The 13632-nt window shown below is 67.2% G+C and carries 11 protein-coding genes; 7 read left to right on the forward strand and 4 right to left on the reverse strand.

Annotated elements, in window-relative coordinates:
* Positions 1-299: 299 nt before the first annotated feature.
* Positions 300-1208 (reverse strand): tRNA threonylcarbamoyladenosine dehydratase, encoded by a 909-nt coding sequence (locus CEY11_RS08165; RefSeq protein WP_408608107.1) that lies wholly within the window; start codon positions 1206-1208, stop codon positions 300-302.
* Positions 1209-1647: 439 nt separating this feature from the next.
* Here CEY11_RS08165 and CEY11_RS08170 point away from each other — a divergent pair, with 439 nt between their 5' ends.
* The 5 genes from CEY11_RS08170 to purU all read left to right on the forward strand — a co-directional run bounded on the left by CEY11_RS08170 (position 1648) and on the right by purU (position 5915).
* Positions 1648-2307: a gamma-glutamylcyclotransferase gene (locus CEY11_RS08170; RefSeq protein WP_233154789.1), complete on the forward strand. Its 660-nt coding sequence runs from the start codon at positions 1648-1650 to the stop codon at positions 2305-2307.
* A 54-nt stretch (positions 2308-2361) separates the two neighbouring features.
* Positions 2362-2994, forward strand: coding sequence for a pyridoxamine 5'-phosphate oxidase (gene pdxH, locus CEY11_RS08175; RefSeq protein ID WP_088602892.1), 633 nt, complete (start codon positions 2362-2364; stop codon positions 2992-2994).
* Positions 2995-3101: 107 nt separating this feature from the next.
* A complete protein-coding gene (locus CEY11_RS08180; protein ID WP_088602893.1) occupies positions 3102-3623 on the forward strand; it encodes a flavin reductase family protein in 522 nt (173 codons plus the stop codon).
* A 188-nt stretch (positions 3624-3811) separates the two neighbouring features.
* A complete protein-coding gene (locus CEY11_RS08185; RefSeq protein WP_088602894.1) occupies positions 3812-4945 on the forward strand; it encodes an NAD(P)/FAD-dependent oxidoreductase in 1134 nt (377 codons plus the stop codon).
* A gap of 115 nt (positions 4946-5060) precedes the next feature.
* A complete protein-coding gene (gene purU / locus CEY11_RS08190) occupies positions 5061-5915 on the forward strand; it encodes a formyltetrahydrofolate deformylase (protein WP_088602895.1) in 855 nt (284 codons plus the stop codon).
* Positions 5916-6093: 178 nt separating this feature from the next.
* Here the strand turns inward: purU and ggt are convergent, their stop codons facing one another.
* Together ggt and CEY11_RS08200 are read right to left on the reverse strand one after the other, a co-directional pair.
* Complete coding sequence (gene ggt / locus CEY11_RS08195; RefSeq protein WP_088603218.1) at positions 6094-7812, reverse strand: gamma-glutamyltransferase; 1719 nt, start codon at positions 7810-7812, stop codon at positions 6094-6096.
* A 288-nt stretch (positions 7813-8100) separates the two neighbouring features.
* On the reverse strand, positions 8101-9012 hold the full coding sequence (locus tag CEY11_RS08200) for a LysR substrate-binding domain-containing protein (RefSeq protein WP_088602896.1): 912 nt from the start codon (positions 9010-9012) through the stop codon (positions 8101-8103).
* 348 nt (positions 9013-9360) lie between these two features.
* On the opposite strand from CEY11_RS08200, the gene CEY11_RS08205 reads away from it, so the two are divergent.
* A complete protein-coding gene (locus CEY11_RS08205; protein ID WP_088602897.1) occupies positions 9361-11058 on the forward strand; it encodes a thiamine pyrophosphate-binding protein in 1698 nt (565 codons plus the stop codon).
* A gap of 213 nt (positions 11059-11271) precedes the next feature.
* A complete protein-coding gene (locus CEY11_RS08210) occupies positions 11272-12465 on the forward strand; it encodes an acyl-CoA dehydrogenase (protein ID WP_088602898.1) in 1194 nt (397 codons plus the stop codon).
* A gap of 176 nt (positions 12466-12641) precedes the next feature.
* Here the strand turns inward: CEY11_RS08210 and CEY11_RS08215 are convergent, their stop codons facing one another.
* The gene (locus CEY11_RS08215; protein WP_088602899.1) at positions 12642-13517 is read right to left on the reverse strand and encodes an alpha/beta hydrolase family protein; all 876 of its coding nucleotides are present in this window, start codon (positions 13515-13517) and stop codon (positions 12642-12644) included.
* Positions 13518-13632: the final 115 nt, after the last annotated feature.

Here is a 13632-nt window from a genome sequence, read left to right on the forward strand (position 1 = left end):
CAAGGCGCGAAGCGCAGCCGTGGTGGTTCCACGGAGAGCATGAGCAACGCCGAGGGGCGGGCTTTTTTGTGGCCACCCTGCGGGCTGGTGGGCAAATGGGCGCCAGGCTAGGCGCGGGCGAGGCCGCTCCACGCAACGAGTCTGCAACGACGCATGGCGCCCATTTGCCCACCAGTGCGGCTCCCCTTTTAGTGTAAACAGGCCCTAACCGTCATGGCGGGCGCCGCCTCCCCCGAGAATGAAAGGGGCTTCTTTCACATTAATACTACAAGGCGCCACAAGCAAAACGAATCCAATATTCAGCCAGGGTAGCGACCCTGGATCAAGTGATGGATCACTTGGCCGGCGGCGGCCATGCCCATGGCGGCGGTGACGGTGACCAGGGAGCCGTAGCCGGCGCAGGACAGGCCTTGCGGGCCGGCGGCGGCAGCACTTGTGTCGGGGGCGGCATCGGCGTTGGAGGGCGCGGCGGAGTCGGCGGAGGAACCGGTGGCTGCGGTGAAAGCGGCCGCCGCGCCACTGGCCCAGGCGGAGGGCAGCAGGGCCGGCTGGTCGAACCATAGGGCGCGGACTCCCATCTTGGGGACGCGCTTGCGCGGCTTGCCGGCGTGGTCGGAAGCCTTGGGGTAGCCGTGGCGCCGCCTCAGGGTATTGCGCAGCTTGGCCAGCAGGGCGTCGTTGGCGGCCTGGGCTAGGTCGCCGGCGCGCAGGCCCAGCGCGTCGATCTTGCCGCCGGCGCCGCCGCAGACGACGATGGGTGCGGCGCGGCGCGCCATTTCGAGGATCATGGCGGTCTTGGCGGAGATCTGGTCGGTGCAGTCGACCAGGAAAGCCAGGTCGGGCGGCAGCACTTCCCGTATGTTGTCGGGGGTGACGAAGTCGTCGACGATATTGACGCGGCAGTCGGGATTGATGCCGTGCACGCGCTGGGCCATGGCCTGCACTTTGGCCGCGCCCAGGGTTTCGGTCAGGGCGTGCAGCTGGCGGTTGATGTTGGATTCGGCGATGTGATCCAGGTCGATCAGCGTCAACGCACCCACGCCGCAGCGGGCCAGCGCCTCGGCGCACCACGAGCCTACGCCGCCTATGCCGGCCACGGCCACGTGGGCGGCAGCCAGGCGCGGCAGGGCGTCGGGGCCGTACAGGCGTTCGACGCCGCCAAAGCGGCGTCGGGTATCGACGGCGTCGATCTCGGACATGGAAGACATGGCTGGAGCTGGCTTATTCTTAATGAGACGTGGCAACGAGCACCGGCAGGCAGGGCGCCCGGCCAGGCGCAGCAGCGGCCGCCGCTTGTCCTTTGCGGCCCGTGCTGCCACACGCAGGTCACGGCGGGCAGGCGGCACAACGGAAGTGTACACGCGCCTGCAAGCCCTGGAGCCCGTTCACACTAGGAAGGGAGCGGGCGCTTAGCCGCTCCGGCCCACGGATGTGGCCCGAGGCGCCGCTACGTCCACACGCCCTTGCCGAATAGGGTTCGCCGGATCCTGGCCGACGGACATGCCCTACCCCGCCCCGCCTGGCTGACACTAAAATAGGGGTCGCAAGCTGCAAATCGCAAGCCTTAAGCACCACGCATCAAGCATCAAGCATCAAGCATTAATGCCTCAAGGATTAAGCATTAAGCATCAAGCCGGACACTATGCCGTGAATCTTCCCGCCGCCACCTCATCAACTCCCGCACGCCGCAGTTTCCGCCTGTTGACGGACGCCGAGCGCCAGGCCTCGCTCGACCGCAGCCTGAGCCACTGGACTCCCGACCAGGATGTCTGGGTGTTCGGCTATGGCTCGCTGGTCTGGCGCCCCGAATTCGACTTTGCCGAGCGCCGCCTGGCGGTGCTCAATGGGTATCACCGTTCGCTGTGCCTGTGGTCGCGGGTCAATCGTGGCACGCCGGAACTGCCGGGGCTGGTGTTCGGGCTGGACAGGGGCGGCTCCTGCAAGGGGGTGGTGTTCCGCATAGCGGCGCGCGAGGTCAGGACGACGATGCGCGAGCTGTGGAAGCGCGAGATGCCCAGCGGCGCCTATATTCCCAAGTGGCTGAACTGCCGCACTCGCCAGGGCGGCGTGCGGGCGCTGGCCTTCACCATGGATCGCGGCACCGACGCCTACGTGCGGGGCCTGCCGCCGGAAGAGCTGATCGCCATCGTGCAGCGCGCCCACGGCCACTACGGGCCGTGTACCGAATATGTTCTGGAAACGGCGCAGGCACTCGAGCAGCACGGCATACTCGACAAGAAGCTGCGGGCGGTGGTGCTGCGCCTGCGCGGGCCGGCACGGCCCAAGAATACGGCCGGTAAGGGTTAAACTCGCTATATTGTCCGTTCTCGCATCAGCCCGCTGACCGCCGCCAGCCACACCATGTCCGTTGCCGATATCCGTCAAAGCTACGAAAAAAATGTATTGCTCGAATCCGCGCTGGCGTCTACGCCGCTCGAGCAGTTCTCACTCTGGTTCGAAGAGGCTCTGAAGGCGGGAGCCGTGGAGCCCACCGCCATGACGCTGGCCACTTGCGATGCGCAAGGCAGGCCCTCGGCGCGCATCGTGCTGCTCAAGGGCTACGACGAGCGCGGCTTCGTGTTCTACACCAATTACGAATCGCGCAAGGGCACGGAACTGGCCGCCAATCCATATGCCAGCCTGCTGTTCTTCTGGCCGCTGCTGGAACGCCAGGTACGCATCGAGGGCCGTGTCGGCAAGATTTCGGCCGAGGAATCCACCGCTTATTACGACAGCCGCCCGCTGGGTTCGCGCATCGGCGCCTGGGCCTCGCCGCAAAGCCAGCCCATCAGCCGCGACCAGCTCGAGGCGCGCACGCGCGAATTCACGCAGTCGCTGGGCGAGCATCCGCCGCGGCCCGAGCACTGGGGCGGCTACCGTCTGGCTCCCGAGCGCGTCGAGTTCTGGCAGGGCCGGCCCTCGCGCCTGCACGACCGGCTAGTCTTCCTCAAGAACGCCCAGCAGCAATGGGCCAACGTCCGCCTGGCGCCCTAAGGTAGCGGCCGCATGTCTTCTACGCTCATCAGTGCGCCCGCCCGGCCGCCCGAAGGGCGCGCATGCTCCCCCGGGGGGTATGTCGCGCAGCGGCAGGGGGGCTCGCAATGACCGCCCGCCCCGCGGACTTCGACACGCGGTATTTCCGTTCGGCGCTGGGCCGCTTCCCTACCGGCGTCACCGTGGTCACCACCGACGGCGGCAGCCACGGCCCGGTGGGGCTGACCATCAGCTCTTTCAATTCCGTGTCGCTGGATCCGCCGCTGGTGCTCTGGACGCTGACCCGCAAGGCTTCGTCGCTATCCTACTTCCAGCGTGCCGAGCGTTATGTGATCCATGTGCTGTCGGCCGGACAGCTGCACCTGGCACGCCAATTCGCGCAGGGCAGCCAGGCCAGCCGCTTCGCCGGCGTGGACATGACGCGCTCGCCCCACGGCGCGCCGATGCTGGCCGATCCGCATTGCGCAGCCTGGTTCGAATGCCACAACCACAGCCAGGTCGAGGCCGGCGACCATCTCATCTTCATAGGCCAGGTGGAACGCTGCCACCGCGGCGCCGGACTGCCCTTGGTGTACCATGCGGGCGATTTCGATCTGACGCCTTCGCGCGAACCACTGCCGGAACCTTGATGCAGGCTGGTCGTTGTTGGCGGAACAGGCGCGGCGCATGCCGCAAGCCGGAGCAATGCCGCGGTGGCGGCGCGGTTGCCGCTACCGCTGCCGCTACCGCGCATAGAAACCGACAGCGCGAGCAGCGGCAGCGGTTGAGGGCGACGGCGACGGCTACGGCACACATGAAATACAAGGATCTATAAACAATGGCTGCAGACATCGACTGCGTGGTACTGGGCGCCGGCGTGGTGGGCCTGGCCGTGGCGCGCGAACTGGCCATGGCCGGCCATGACGTGCTGCTGGCCGAGGCCGCCGAGGCCATAGGCACGGGCACCAGTTCGCGCAACTCGGAAGTCATCCATGCCGGCATCTATTACCCGCAAGGCAGCCTCAAGGCACGCCTGTGCGTGGCCGGCAAGCACATGCTCTATGACTATTGCGCGGAACACGGCATACCGCACCAGCGGCTCGGCAAGCTGATCGTGGCCGCTACGCCGGAGCAGGCCGCGGGCCTGGATCAGATCGCCGAGCGCGCCCGCCGCAATGGCGTGGACGACCTGTACCGCATCAGCGGCACCGAGGCGCAGGCGCTGGAGCCGGCGCTGCGCTGCGCGGCCGCGCTGGTCTCGCCGTCTACGGGCATCGTCGACAGCCACGCGCTGATGCTGGCCTTGCAGGGTGATGCCGAGAATCACGGCGCACAATGTGTATTCCACACGCCCTTTGCCAGCGGCAGCGTCCTGCCTTCGGGCGAATTCCTGCTGCGCTTCGAGGGTGCGGAGCCCATGGAGATCACTGCGCGCTGCGTGATCAACGCCTGCGGCCTGCAGGCACCCGAGGCGGCGCGGCGCCTGCAAGGCCTGGATGCGCGGCACATTCCCCAAGCCTATTTCTGCAAGGGCAGCTATTTCACGCTGTCGGGCCGCGCGCCCTTCTCCCACCTGATCTACCCCATGCCGAGCCACGCCGGGCTGGGCGTGCACCTGACGCTGGATCTGGGCGGCCAGGCCAAGTTCGGCCCCGACACCGAGTGGATCGATCACCCCGACTACACGCTGGACGCGCGGCGCGGCGAGGTGTTCTACGAGGCCGTGCGGCAATACTGGCCGGGGCTGCCCGACGGCGCGCTGAGCCCCGGATACACGGGCATACGGCCCAAGATCGCCGGCCCCGGCGAACCGGCCGCCGACTTCGTGATCTCGGGCCCCGCGCAGCACGGCGTGGCCAATCTGGTGAATCTGTTCGGCATCGAATCGCCCGGACTCACTTCATGCCTGGCCGTGGCCCAGGCGACCCGCCAGGCGCTGCAAGCGGGCGCCGGCATGAACCCGCCGCAATGAACCCGGCCCAGAGGCACCCGCGCGCCAAAACCGGCAAGCCATGCACCCGGCAAGCCCGAAGCAACATGGTTTTTCAACGCACCCGCCGTTTTGATTGCGAATCCGCAAAAGCATTATGACGACACACGACTACATTCTTACTCTTTCCTGTCCCGACCGCGTGGGCATCGTGCACCGCGTCTCGGGCTGGCTGCTGGAGCGCGAAGGCAATATCATCGACGCCCAGCAATTCGGCGACACCCAGACGCAGCGCTTTTTCCTGCGCGTGCATTTCTCTTTGCCCGACGCCATGGACATCGCCGAGCTGCAGCGGCAGTTCCTGCCGCTGGCCGAAGATTTCGACATGGACGCCCGCATTCTCGACGCGCGCCGCAAGGCGCGCCTGCTGATCCTCGTCAGCCGCCAGGGCCACTGCCTGAACGACCTGCTGTTCCGTACGCACAGCGGCCAGCTGCCGGTGGAGATCGCCGCCATTGTTTCCAACCACCCCGACTACGCGTCGCTGGCCGGTTCATACAAGGTGCCCTTCCACCACCTGCCCGTAACGCCCGAGACCCGCGCCGCGCAGGAGCGGCAGATCCTCGACCTGGTGGAAGCCGAGCGCGTCGACCTGGTGGTGCTGGCGCGCTACATGCAGATTCTGTCGCAGGACATGTGCCGGGCGCTGTCCGGCCGTGCGATCAACATCCACCACAGCTTCCTGCCCAGCTTCAAGGGCGCCCGCCCCTATCACCAGGCGCACGCCCGCGGCGTGAAGATCATCGGCGCCACCGCGCACTACGTCACCGCCGACCTAGACGAAGGCCCCATCATCGAGCAGGACATCGAGCGCGTGGATCATTCCATGAGCGCCGACGAGCTGGTGCAGGTGGGCAGCGATGTCGAATCGCTGGTGCTGGCGCGCGCCGTGCGGCGCCACGTCGAGCATCGCATCCTGCTCAACGGCCAGCGCACCGTGGTCTTCAAGTAGCGCCCCCAACGGATACGCAATCAAATAAAGAACAAAGCGCGCAGCCGCAGAACCATACCAGTCACACGGCAAGGCGAAAGGCGAAGCAGCGCCCTTGCCTGAACGCGGCTACCGTTTGCGAACCCGTATTAGGGTCTGTTCACACTAAAAGGGGCTCCCCTTTTAGTGCGAACAAGCCCTAATCCCCGATCGCCAGCCCCTCGCGGCGCGGGTCGGCGCCGCCCTCCAGGCCTTGCGGGGTGATCACCACGCCCTGCAAGCCGCTGGGAAAGTCTCTTTCGTGCACGGTATAGCCCATGGCCCGCAGGCCGGGGATCAGGCGGTGCAGCGCGGTGTACTTTTCAATTTCAAGGCCGCGGTTGCGGCTGCCCAGATTCGGCAGGTCTATGGCTTCCTGGATGTTCAGGCCGCGGTCGAGCACGCCGCGCACGGCCTTGGCGACATAATTGATGATGGCGCTGCCGCCGGGCGAACCGATGGCCATATAAGGCTTGTCATGTTTAAGGATGAGCATGGGCGCCATGGAGCTGCGCGGCCGCTTCAGCGGCTCGACGCGATTGGCAACCGGCCGGCCCTGCGCATCCACATCCGACAGCGAGAAATCGGTCAGCTGATTGTTCAGCAGGAAGCCGTCGACGAAGATCTTGCTGCCGAAGGCGGACTCGATGGTGGTCGTCATGGACACCACATTGGCATGATCGTCGACCACCACCAAGTGCGAGGTGGACGGGATCTCGGGGGTATTGCCCGCGCCGCGCAACATGCGCATGCGCGCCGGGTCGCCGGGCAGCGCGGGGCCCATGCTGCGGCCGGGCTCGATCAGTGTGGCGCGCAAGGCCAGGTATCCCGGGCTCAGCAGGTCTTTTACCGGCACCTTGACGAAGGCGGGGTCGGCCACGTACAGGTCGCGGTCGGCGTAGGCCAGCTTGCCGGCCTCGGCGAAATAATGCACCGCCTGCACCGAATCGACCGGGTAGCGGTCTATCGGTGTGTGGGTCAGGATTTCCAGCATCTGTATGACGGTCAGCGGGCCCGAACTGGGCGGCGGCGGCCCGCACAAGGTATAGGCCGAGCGGTACGGCGCGCACAGCGGGGCGCGCTCCAGCGCGCGATACCCGGACAGGTCGGCCAGCGTCATGTCGCCGGGCACTGCGTGGTGCGCGATGGCGGCGACAATGTCGCGCGCCACCTCGCCCTTGTAGAAAGCGTCCGGGCCGCGCTCGGCAATGCCGCGCAGCACTTGCGCCAGGGCCGGATTGCGCAGCCGGTAGCCAACCGGCCAGGCCTGCCCCTGGGCATTGTAGAAATAGGCCGCAGCGGCGGGCTGCTTGCGCAGCGCCTGGTTCTGTTCCAGCAAAGCGTGCAGGCGCGGCGACACCTTGAAACCCTGCTCGGCCAGCCGTATGGCCGGCTGGAACAGCGTCTTCCAGGGCAAGTGCCCTTCGCGCGCGTGCATCAGAGCCAGGGCGCGCAGCACGCCGGGCGTGCCGACCGACAGCCCGCTGTTGACTGCCGCCATGAACGGCATGGCATGGCCGTCGCGCATGAAGCGGTCGCTGCGCGCCGCCGCCGGCGCGGTTTCACGGCCGTCATAGCTGCGTACCCGCCGCTGCCGGGCGTCGTAGGTAACGATGAAGGCGCCGCCCCCAATGCCCGAAGACTGGGGCTCTACCAGATTCAGCACCATCTGCATGGCGATCGCCGCATCGGCGGCGCTGCCGCCCTGGCGCAGTATCTGCAGGCCGGCGCGGCTGGCCAATGGATTGGCGCTGCTGACCATGTCGTGGCGCGCATGCGCCACGGGCCGCTCGATGCGGCCGGTACCCGCCTCGGGATTGATGTCCTCGGCCGCCATGGCCTGCTGCAGCACGGCCGGCAGCGCATCGGCCGCGGCCATGCGCAGCGGCGCCAGCGCCACGGCCGCCAGCAGGGGCCAGGCCCAGGCCAGGCGGCGCAGCCCACAAGGGCGCGGGGCTGGCCTCGGGCCAGAGGCGCCGGGCCGCGGCGCTTGCCAGACGACGGGGCCGCTCGCCCTGCCCGCCAGGCTCGCCGCATCCGCCAAGACCTCGGACAGGCCAGCAGCAGACCTGCCTGCGCAAGGCTTGCCGGGGCTTGCGTCCATGCCTAGTCCATCCATGCCTCGTCTCCTCTTGTAGGGCCGCCCGCGGCTCAGCCGCACAGGCCTTCAGCCGCGCGGCGGCGCAGGGTCGCCGGAGGTTTTCACCACGCCGGCCAGCCAGGTCTCGAAGGCCGCCAGCGCGCCGGAACGCTCGATATTGTCGGGATAGCTGAAATAATACGCCTCGGGCACCGCCAGCCCCGCACCGGCGGGAATGCGCAGGCGCCCCGCGGCCAGTTCGCCCTGCACCAGGAAGCGCGGCACCAGGCCCACGCCCAGGCCGGCGCGCACCGCGGCCATGGTCATGGTGAACAGCTCATAGCGCGGCCCGGCGCTGACGGAGGGCAGGTAATCCATGTCGTAGCGGCGATACCACAGGCGCCAGGCGTCCGGGCGCGAAATCATGTGCAGGTGGGTCAGCGCCGCCATGCCCTCCTTGCGCGCCCGGCGCGCCAGCTCGGGCAGGCAGACCGGCAGCAGCTCGCCCTCGTCGAACAGCTTGATGCCGGCCGTGTGCGGCCACATCTGCCGGTCGTGGTACAGGGCCGCATCGAAGGGGTGATCGCTGAACTGGAAAGGCAGCGTGCGTATCGACAGGCTGACCGAGATATCGCCGTGGCGGGCGCGGAATTCCGGCAGCCGCGGGATCAGCCAGGTGGTGGCCAGCGTCGGCAGCACGGCGATGTGCAGGCTGCGCCCCATGCCGGCGCGCGACACCAGGCCGAAGGTGTCTTTTTCCAGCTGCTCCAGGTGGTGCCGCACTCGCGCGGCATATTCCGCGCCCGCCTCGGTCAGCGCCACGCGGCGCCGCACGCGCGTGAACAGCTGCACGCCCAGGCGCTCTTCCAGGCCCGCCACCTGGCGGTAAACCGCGCTGTGGGTCAGGGCCAATTCCTCGGCCGCGCGGGAAAACGAGCCCAGGCGCGCCGTGGCCTCGAAGGCCTGCAGGGCGCCCAGGTTGGGAATGCCGTTTCTCATGCCGATGCTCCGCGTCCTCTGATGTTTCGATGCCCTCTGGCGCCCCGCCCGTCTGCGCAGGGACTGCCACACCCAAAGGGGGATCCCCCGAACAGCCCGTCTCGAATGCCTGGCCTTGGATCCGGATACCGATGGACGCACCGGCCAGGCCAGGCACGAGCCAGAGCCGCTGCGCCACTCCCGCCAGAGAGGAGGTTTAGAATCGAAGGCCATGAGGCCCGGCCCGACCACGCCCCGCAGGGGCAGTACGCGGCACAAGCAGGCCCCGGCATGTCTGCGCAATACGCAAGACATTGTGCAATTTTATCAATTGCGTTGTGCATAAAACGCACTTATCCTGGAAGGATCATGAAATCCAGCTCAGCCTCCGCTCCCGCCGCCCGACCGGGCGGCCATATTCTCGTCGACCAACTGGTCGCCCACGGTGTCGATCACGTATTCTGCGTGCCCGGTGAAAGCTACCTGGCCGTGCTCGACGGCCTGCACGACGCCGACATCCAGGTCACGGTCTGCCGCCAGGAAGGCGGCGCGGCCATGATGGCCGACGCGCACGGCAAGCTCACGGGCCGGCCCGGCATCTGCATGGTGACGCGCGGCCCGGGGGCCTCCAATGCCATGGCGGGCGTGCACATTGCCCACCAGGACTCCACGCCGCTGATCCTGTTCGTCGGCCAGATCGACCGCAGCATGCGCGAGCGCGATGCCTTCCAGGAAATGGACTACCGCGCGGTATTCGGCACGCAGGCCAAATGGGTCACCGAAATCGACCAGGTCGAACGCATCCCCGAACTGGTGTCGCGCGCCTTCAGCGTGGCCACCTCGGGGCGCCCCGGGCCGGTGGTGATCGCACTGCCGGAAGACATGCTGACCGACCAGGCCAGTGTCGCCGACGCGCCGCACTACGAGGTCGTGGACACCGCGGTGGCGGCCAGCCAGATCGAAGCCCTGGGCCAAGAGCTGGCGCGCGCCAAGCGCCCCATCGCCATACTCGGCGGCTCGCGCTGGGACGCGCAAGCGGTCGACCAGTTCGCTGCCTTCGCGGCCCGCTGGCAACTGCCCGTCACGGTACAGTTCCGGCGCCAGATGCTGTTCCCCGCGCGCCATCCGAATTTCGTCGGCGACCTGGGCCTGGGCAGCAACCCCGAACTCATCCGCTACATCAAGGATTCCGACCTGGTGCTGCTGGTGGGCGGGCGCATGTCCGAGATCCCCAGCCAAAGCTACACGCTGTTCGACATCCCCGTGCCCGCGCAGCGCCTGGTGCACGTGCACCCCGACGCCAGCGAACTGAACCGCGTCTACCGCGCCAGCCTCGCCATCAACACCTCGCCGGTGTCTTTCGCCGCGGCGCTGCAAGGCCTGGCGCCGGCCGGTGCGCCTGCATGGGCCGTTGCCGCCCAGGCGCTGCACGAAAGCTGCGTGGCCTGGACTGACCCGTCCCGCGTCGAGAACCCCGGCGCATTGCAAATGGGCCGCGTCATGCAGTACCTGAATGCGCACCTGCCCGAAGACGCCATCATGACCAACGGTGCCGGCAACTACGCCACCTGGCTGCACCGCTTCCACCCCTTCCAGCGCTACGGCACGCAGCTCGCGCCCACCTCGGGCTCGATGGGCTACGGCCTGCCGGCCGCGGTCGGCGCCAAGCGCGTCCAGCCCGAAAAAACGGTGGTGTGCTTCGCCGGCGACGGCTGCTTCATGATGCACGGCCAGGAATTCGCCACAGCGGTGCAGTACGGCCTGCCCATCATCGTGCTGATCTTCGACAACGGCATGTACGGCACCATTCGCATGCACCAGGAGCGCCACTATCCGGGCCGCCTGTCGGCCACCACACTGGAAAACCCCGACTTCGCCGCCTACGCCCGCGCCTTCGGCGGCCACGGCGAAACGGTCGAAAGCACGGAACAGTTCGAACCTGCCTTCGAGCGCGCCCTGGCCAGCGGCAAGCCCGCCATCCTGCATTGCAAGCTCGATCCGGAGGCCATCACGCCCACGACCACGCTGCAGAAAATCCGCCAGCAGGCGCTGGCTGCGGCCAAGTAAGGCGCCGGCCGGGCCGGCCGCCAGGCAACAGGCCCGCCGCGCAAGCCCGCGGGTCTTGCCGGCGGTTCCGCCCGCAGCAAAGCCCGCCGCGCAGGCAGGCCCGATGTAATCACCGAGCTGCCGCAACACCTTGCGGCATGCCGTAAAGCTTGAACATTGCCGAGTTCTCTGCAAAAATACTTTAAACTTAAATTATCTACACGGAGCGTATCCATGTCCTCTGCCCCCTCCTTCCACTGGGAAGACCCCCTCTTGCTGGACTCCCAGCTCACCGAAGAAGAACGCATGGTGCGCGACGCGGCCCAGGCCTACGCGCAGGACAAGCTGGCCACGCGCGTGCTCGAAGCCTTCCGCCACGAAAAGACCGATCCGGCGATCTTCGCCGAAATGGGCGAACTGGGCCTGCTGGGCGCCACCATCCCGGAAGAATACGGCGGCGCTGGCATGAACTACGTGTGCTACGGCCTGATCGCCCGCGAAGTCGAGCGCGTCGACTCGGGCTACCGCTCGATGATGAGCGTGCAGTCCTCGCTGGTCATGGTGCCCATCAATGAATTCGGCAGCGAAGAACAAAAACGCAAATACCTGCCCAAGCTCGCCAGCGGCCAATGGATAGGCTGCTTCGGCCTGACCGAACCCAACCACGGCTCCGACCCCGGCAGCATGGAAACCCGCGCGGTCAAGACCGCCGACGGCTACAAGCTCAGCGGCAACAAGATGTGGATCACCAACTCGCCCATCGCCGACGTCTTCGTGGTGTGGGCCAAGTGCGTCGGCGGCGACTACGACGGCAAGATCCGCGGCTTCATCCTGGAAAAAGGCATGAAGGGCCTGACCGCGCCGGCCATCCACGGCAAGGTGGGCCTGCGCGCCTCGATCACCGGCGAGATCGTCATGGACGAGGTCGAAATCCCCGACACCCAGATGCTGCCCGGCGTCAGCGGCCTGAAAGGCCCCTTCACCTGCCTGAACTCGGCGCGCTTCGGCATCGCCTGGGGTGCCCTGGGCGCCGCCGAATTCTGCTGGCACACCGCGCGCCAGTACACCGTCGACCGCAAGCAGTTCGGCCGCCCGCTGGCCGCCAACCAGCTCATCCAGAAAAAACTGGCCGACATGCAGACCGAAATCACGCTGGCCCTGCAAGGCTGCCTGCGCCTGGGCCGCATGAAAGACGAAGGCACCGCCGCGGTGGAAATCACCTCCATCATGAAGCGCAATTCCTGCGGCAAGGCGCTGGACGTCGCCCGCCTGGCGCGCGACATGCTGGGCGGCAACGGCATTTCCGACGAATTCGGCATCGCCCGCCACCTGGTGAACCTGGAAGTGGTCAACACCTACGAAGGCACCCACGACGTGCACGCCCTGATCCTGGGCCGCGCCCAGACAGGCATACAGGCGTTCAGCTGATCGGCTTCATCCGCCGGCGGGCCCTATGCGGGCCCGCAATCAAAAAACAAGGCGCCAGGCCGCGAAAGACGCCGGGTGGCGGCGGCAGCGCGGCCGAAGCAGTGGCAAGACGCAGCAGTAGCAAAACGCGGCAGCACCCTGGTGTCGGTGCACCTGCCGCCACGTCCAGGCTCGTTTCAATCGTCCGCGCCGCGCTGCAGCTTTCTGGCCATCTGCCGCGCTACCTTGATGAACTCGGGTGTCTTCAGCACCGAGGCATGCGTGGCGCCTTCCACATAAGTCAGATCGGCCTGCACGCCGCCAGCCTGCAGCTTGGCCAGGAAGGCCTCGCTGAACTTGGGCAGCGTATTCGTGTCCTTGGTGCCCACGACGATCCGCAAGACTGTGCCGGGCTTGATCTTGCCCGCCTCTTTCAGCGGCGACAGGCTGCGCCCCCAGTATGCGCTGCGATTGCCGTCCTGCCCGCGCCAGACGCGCCACGCCACTACGTCGCACGGGCAAGAGGCCAGCAGATAGGCATCGGCGGCGGCCGGATGCCGCGCCGCGGTCAGGGCCGTCATCGCCGAGCCGCCCGAGTGGCCGACCAACAGTATGCGCCGGCCCGGATAATGACGGCGCAGGCTGTCCAGCGCGCCCGCCAGGATGTCGACGTTGCCGGAGGTGTAGTCATCGTCCTGGAACGAGGTAAAGCCGTCGGACTTGCCCAGCGGGCTCTGGTAGCCCGGCCGCTGCAGCGCCACGACCGTCGCATTCAGCTTGTTGCTCAGGCGCGCCGCCGCCCCTTTGTCGTCGCTCAAGGTGATGTGGCCGCCATTGTCGCCATGCAAAAAGACGATCAGCACCTTCTTGAAATGATGGGCATCGGCCTCGTGCAACTTCATGATCAGACAGCCCTTCGGGCCTCCCGCCCGCGAGACGCCATCGGCCGGCTTGCCGTCCGGGCAGGCAGCCCCTGCCTGGGCCCACGCCGCGTTCCCGCACAATGCGGTGGCTCCAGCCAAAGCCAGGGCCGCGGAAAATTTCTTGGAAGAGCGCAATACGGCCTGTCTCATCGCCTGTCCCCTTGGATCGATTTGGATGGGTAGGGCCTCTGTTCACCCTAGTTGAATCTGTCCGACGATGGCGCAATATAAATCCGCCCGACACATTTCGGAACAGGCCGTCGAA

This window comes from Candidimonas nitroreducens (assembly GCF_002209565.1).
Classification (GTDB): domain Bacteria; phylum Pseudomonadota; class Gammaproteobacteria; order Burkholderiales; family Burkholderiaceae_B; genus Candidimonas; species Candidimonas nitroreducens.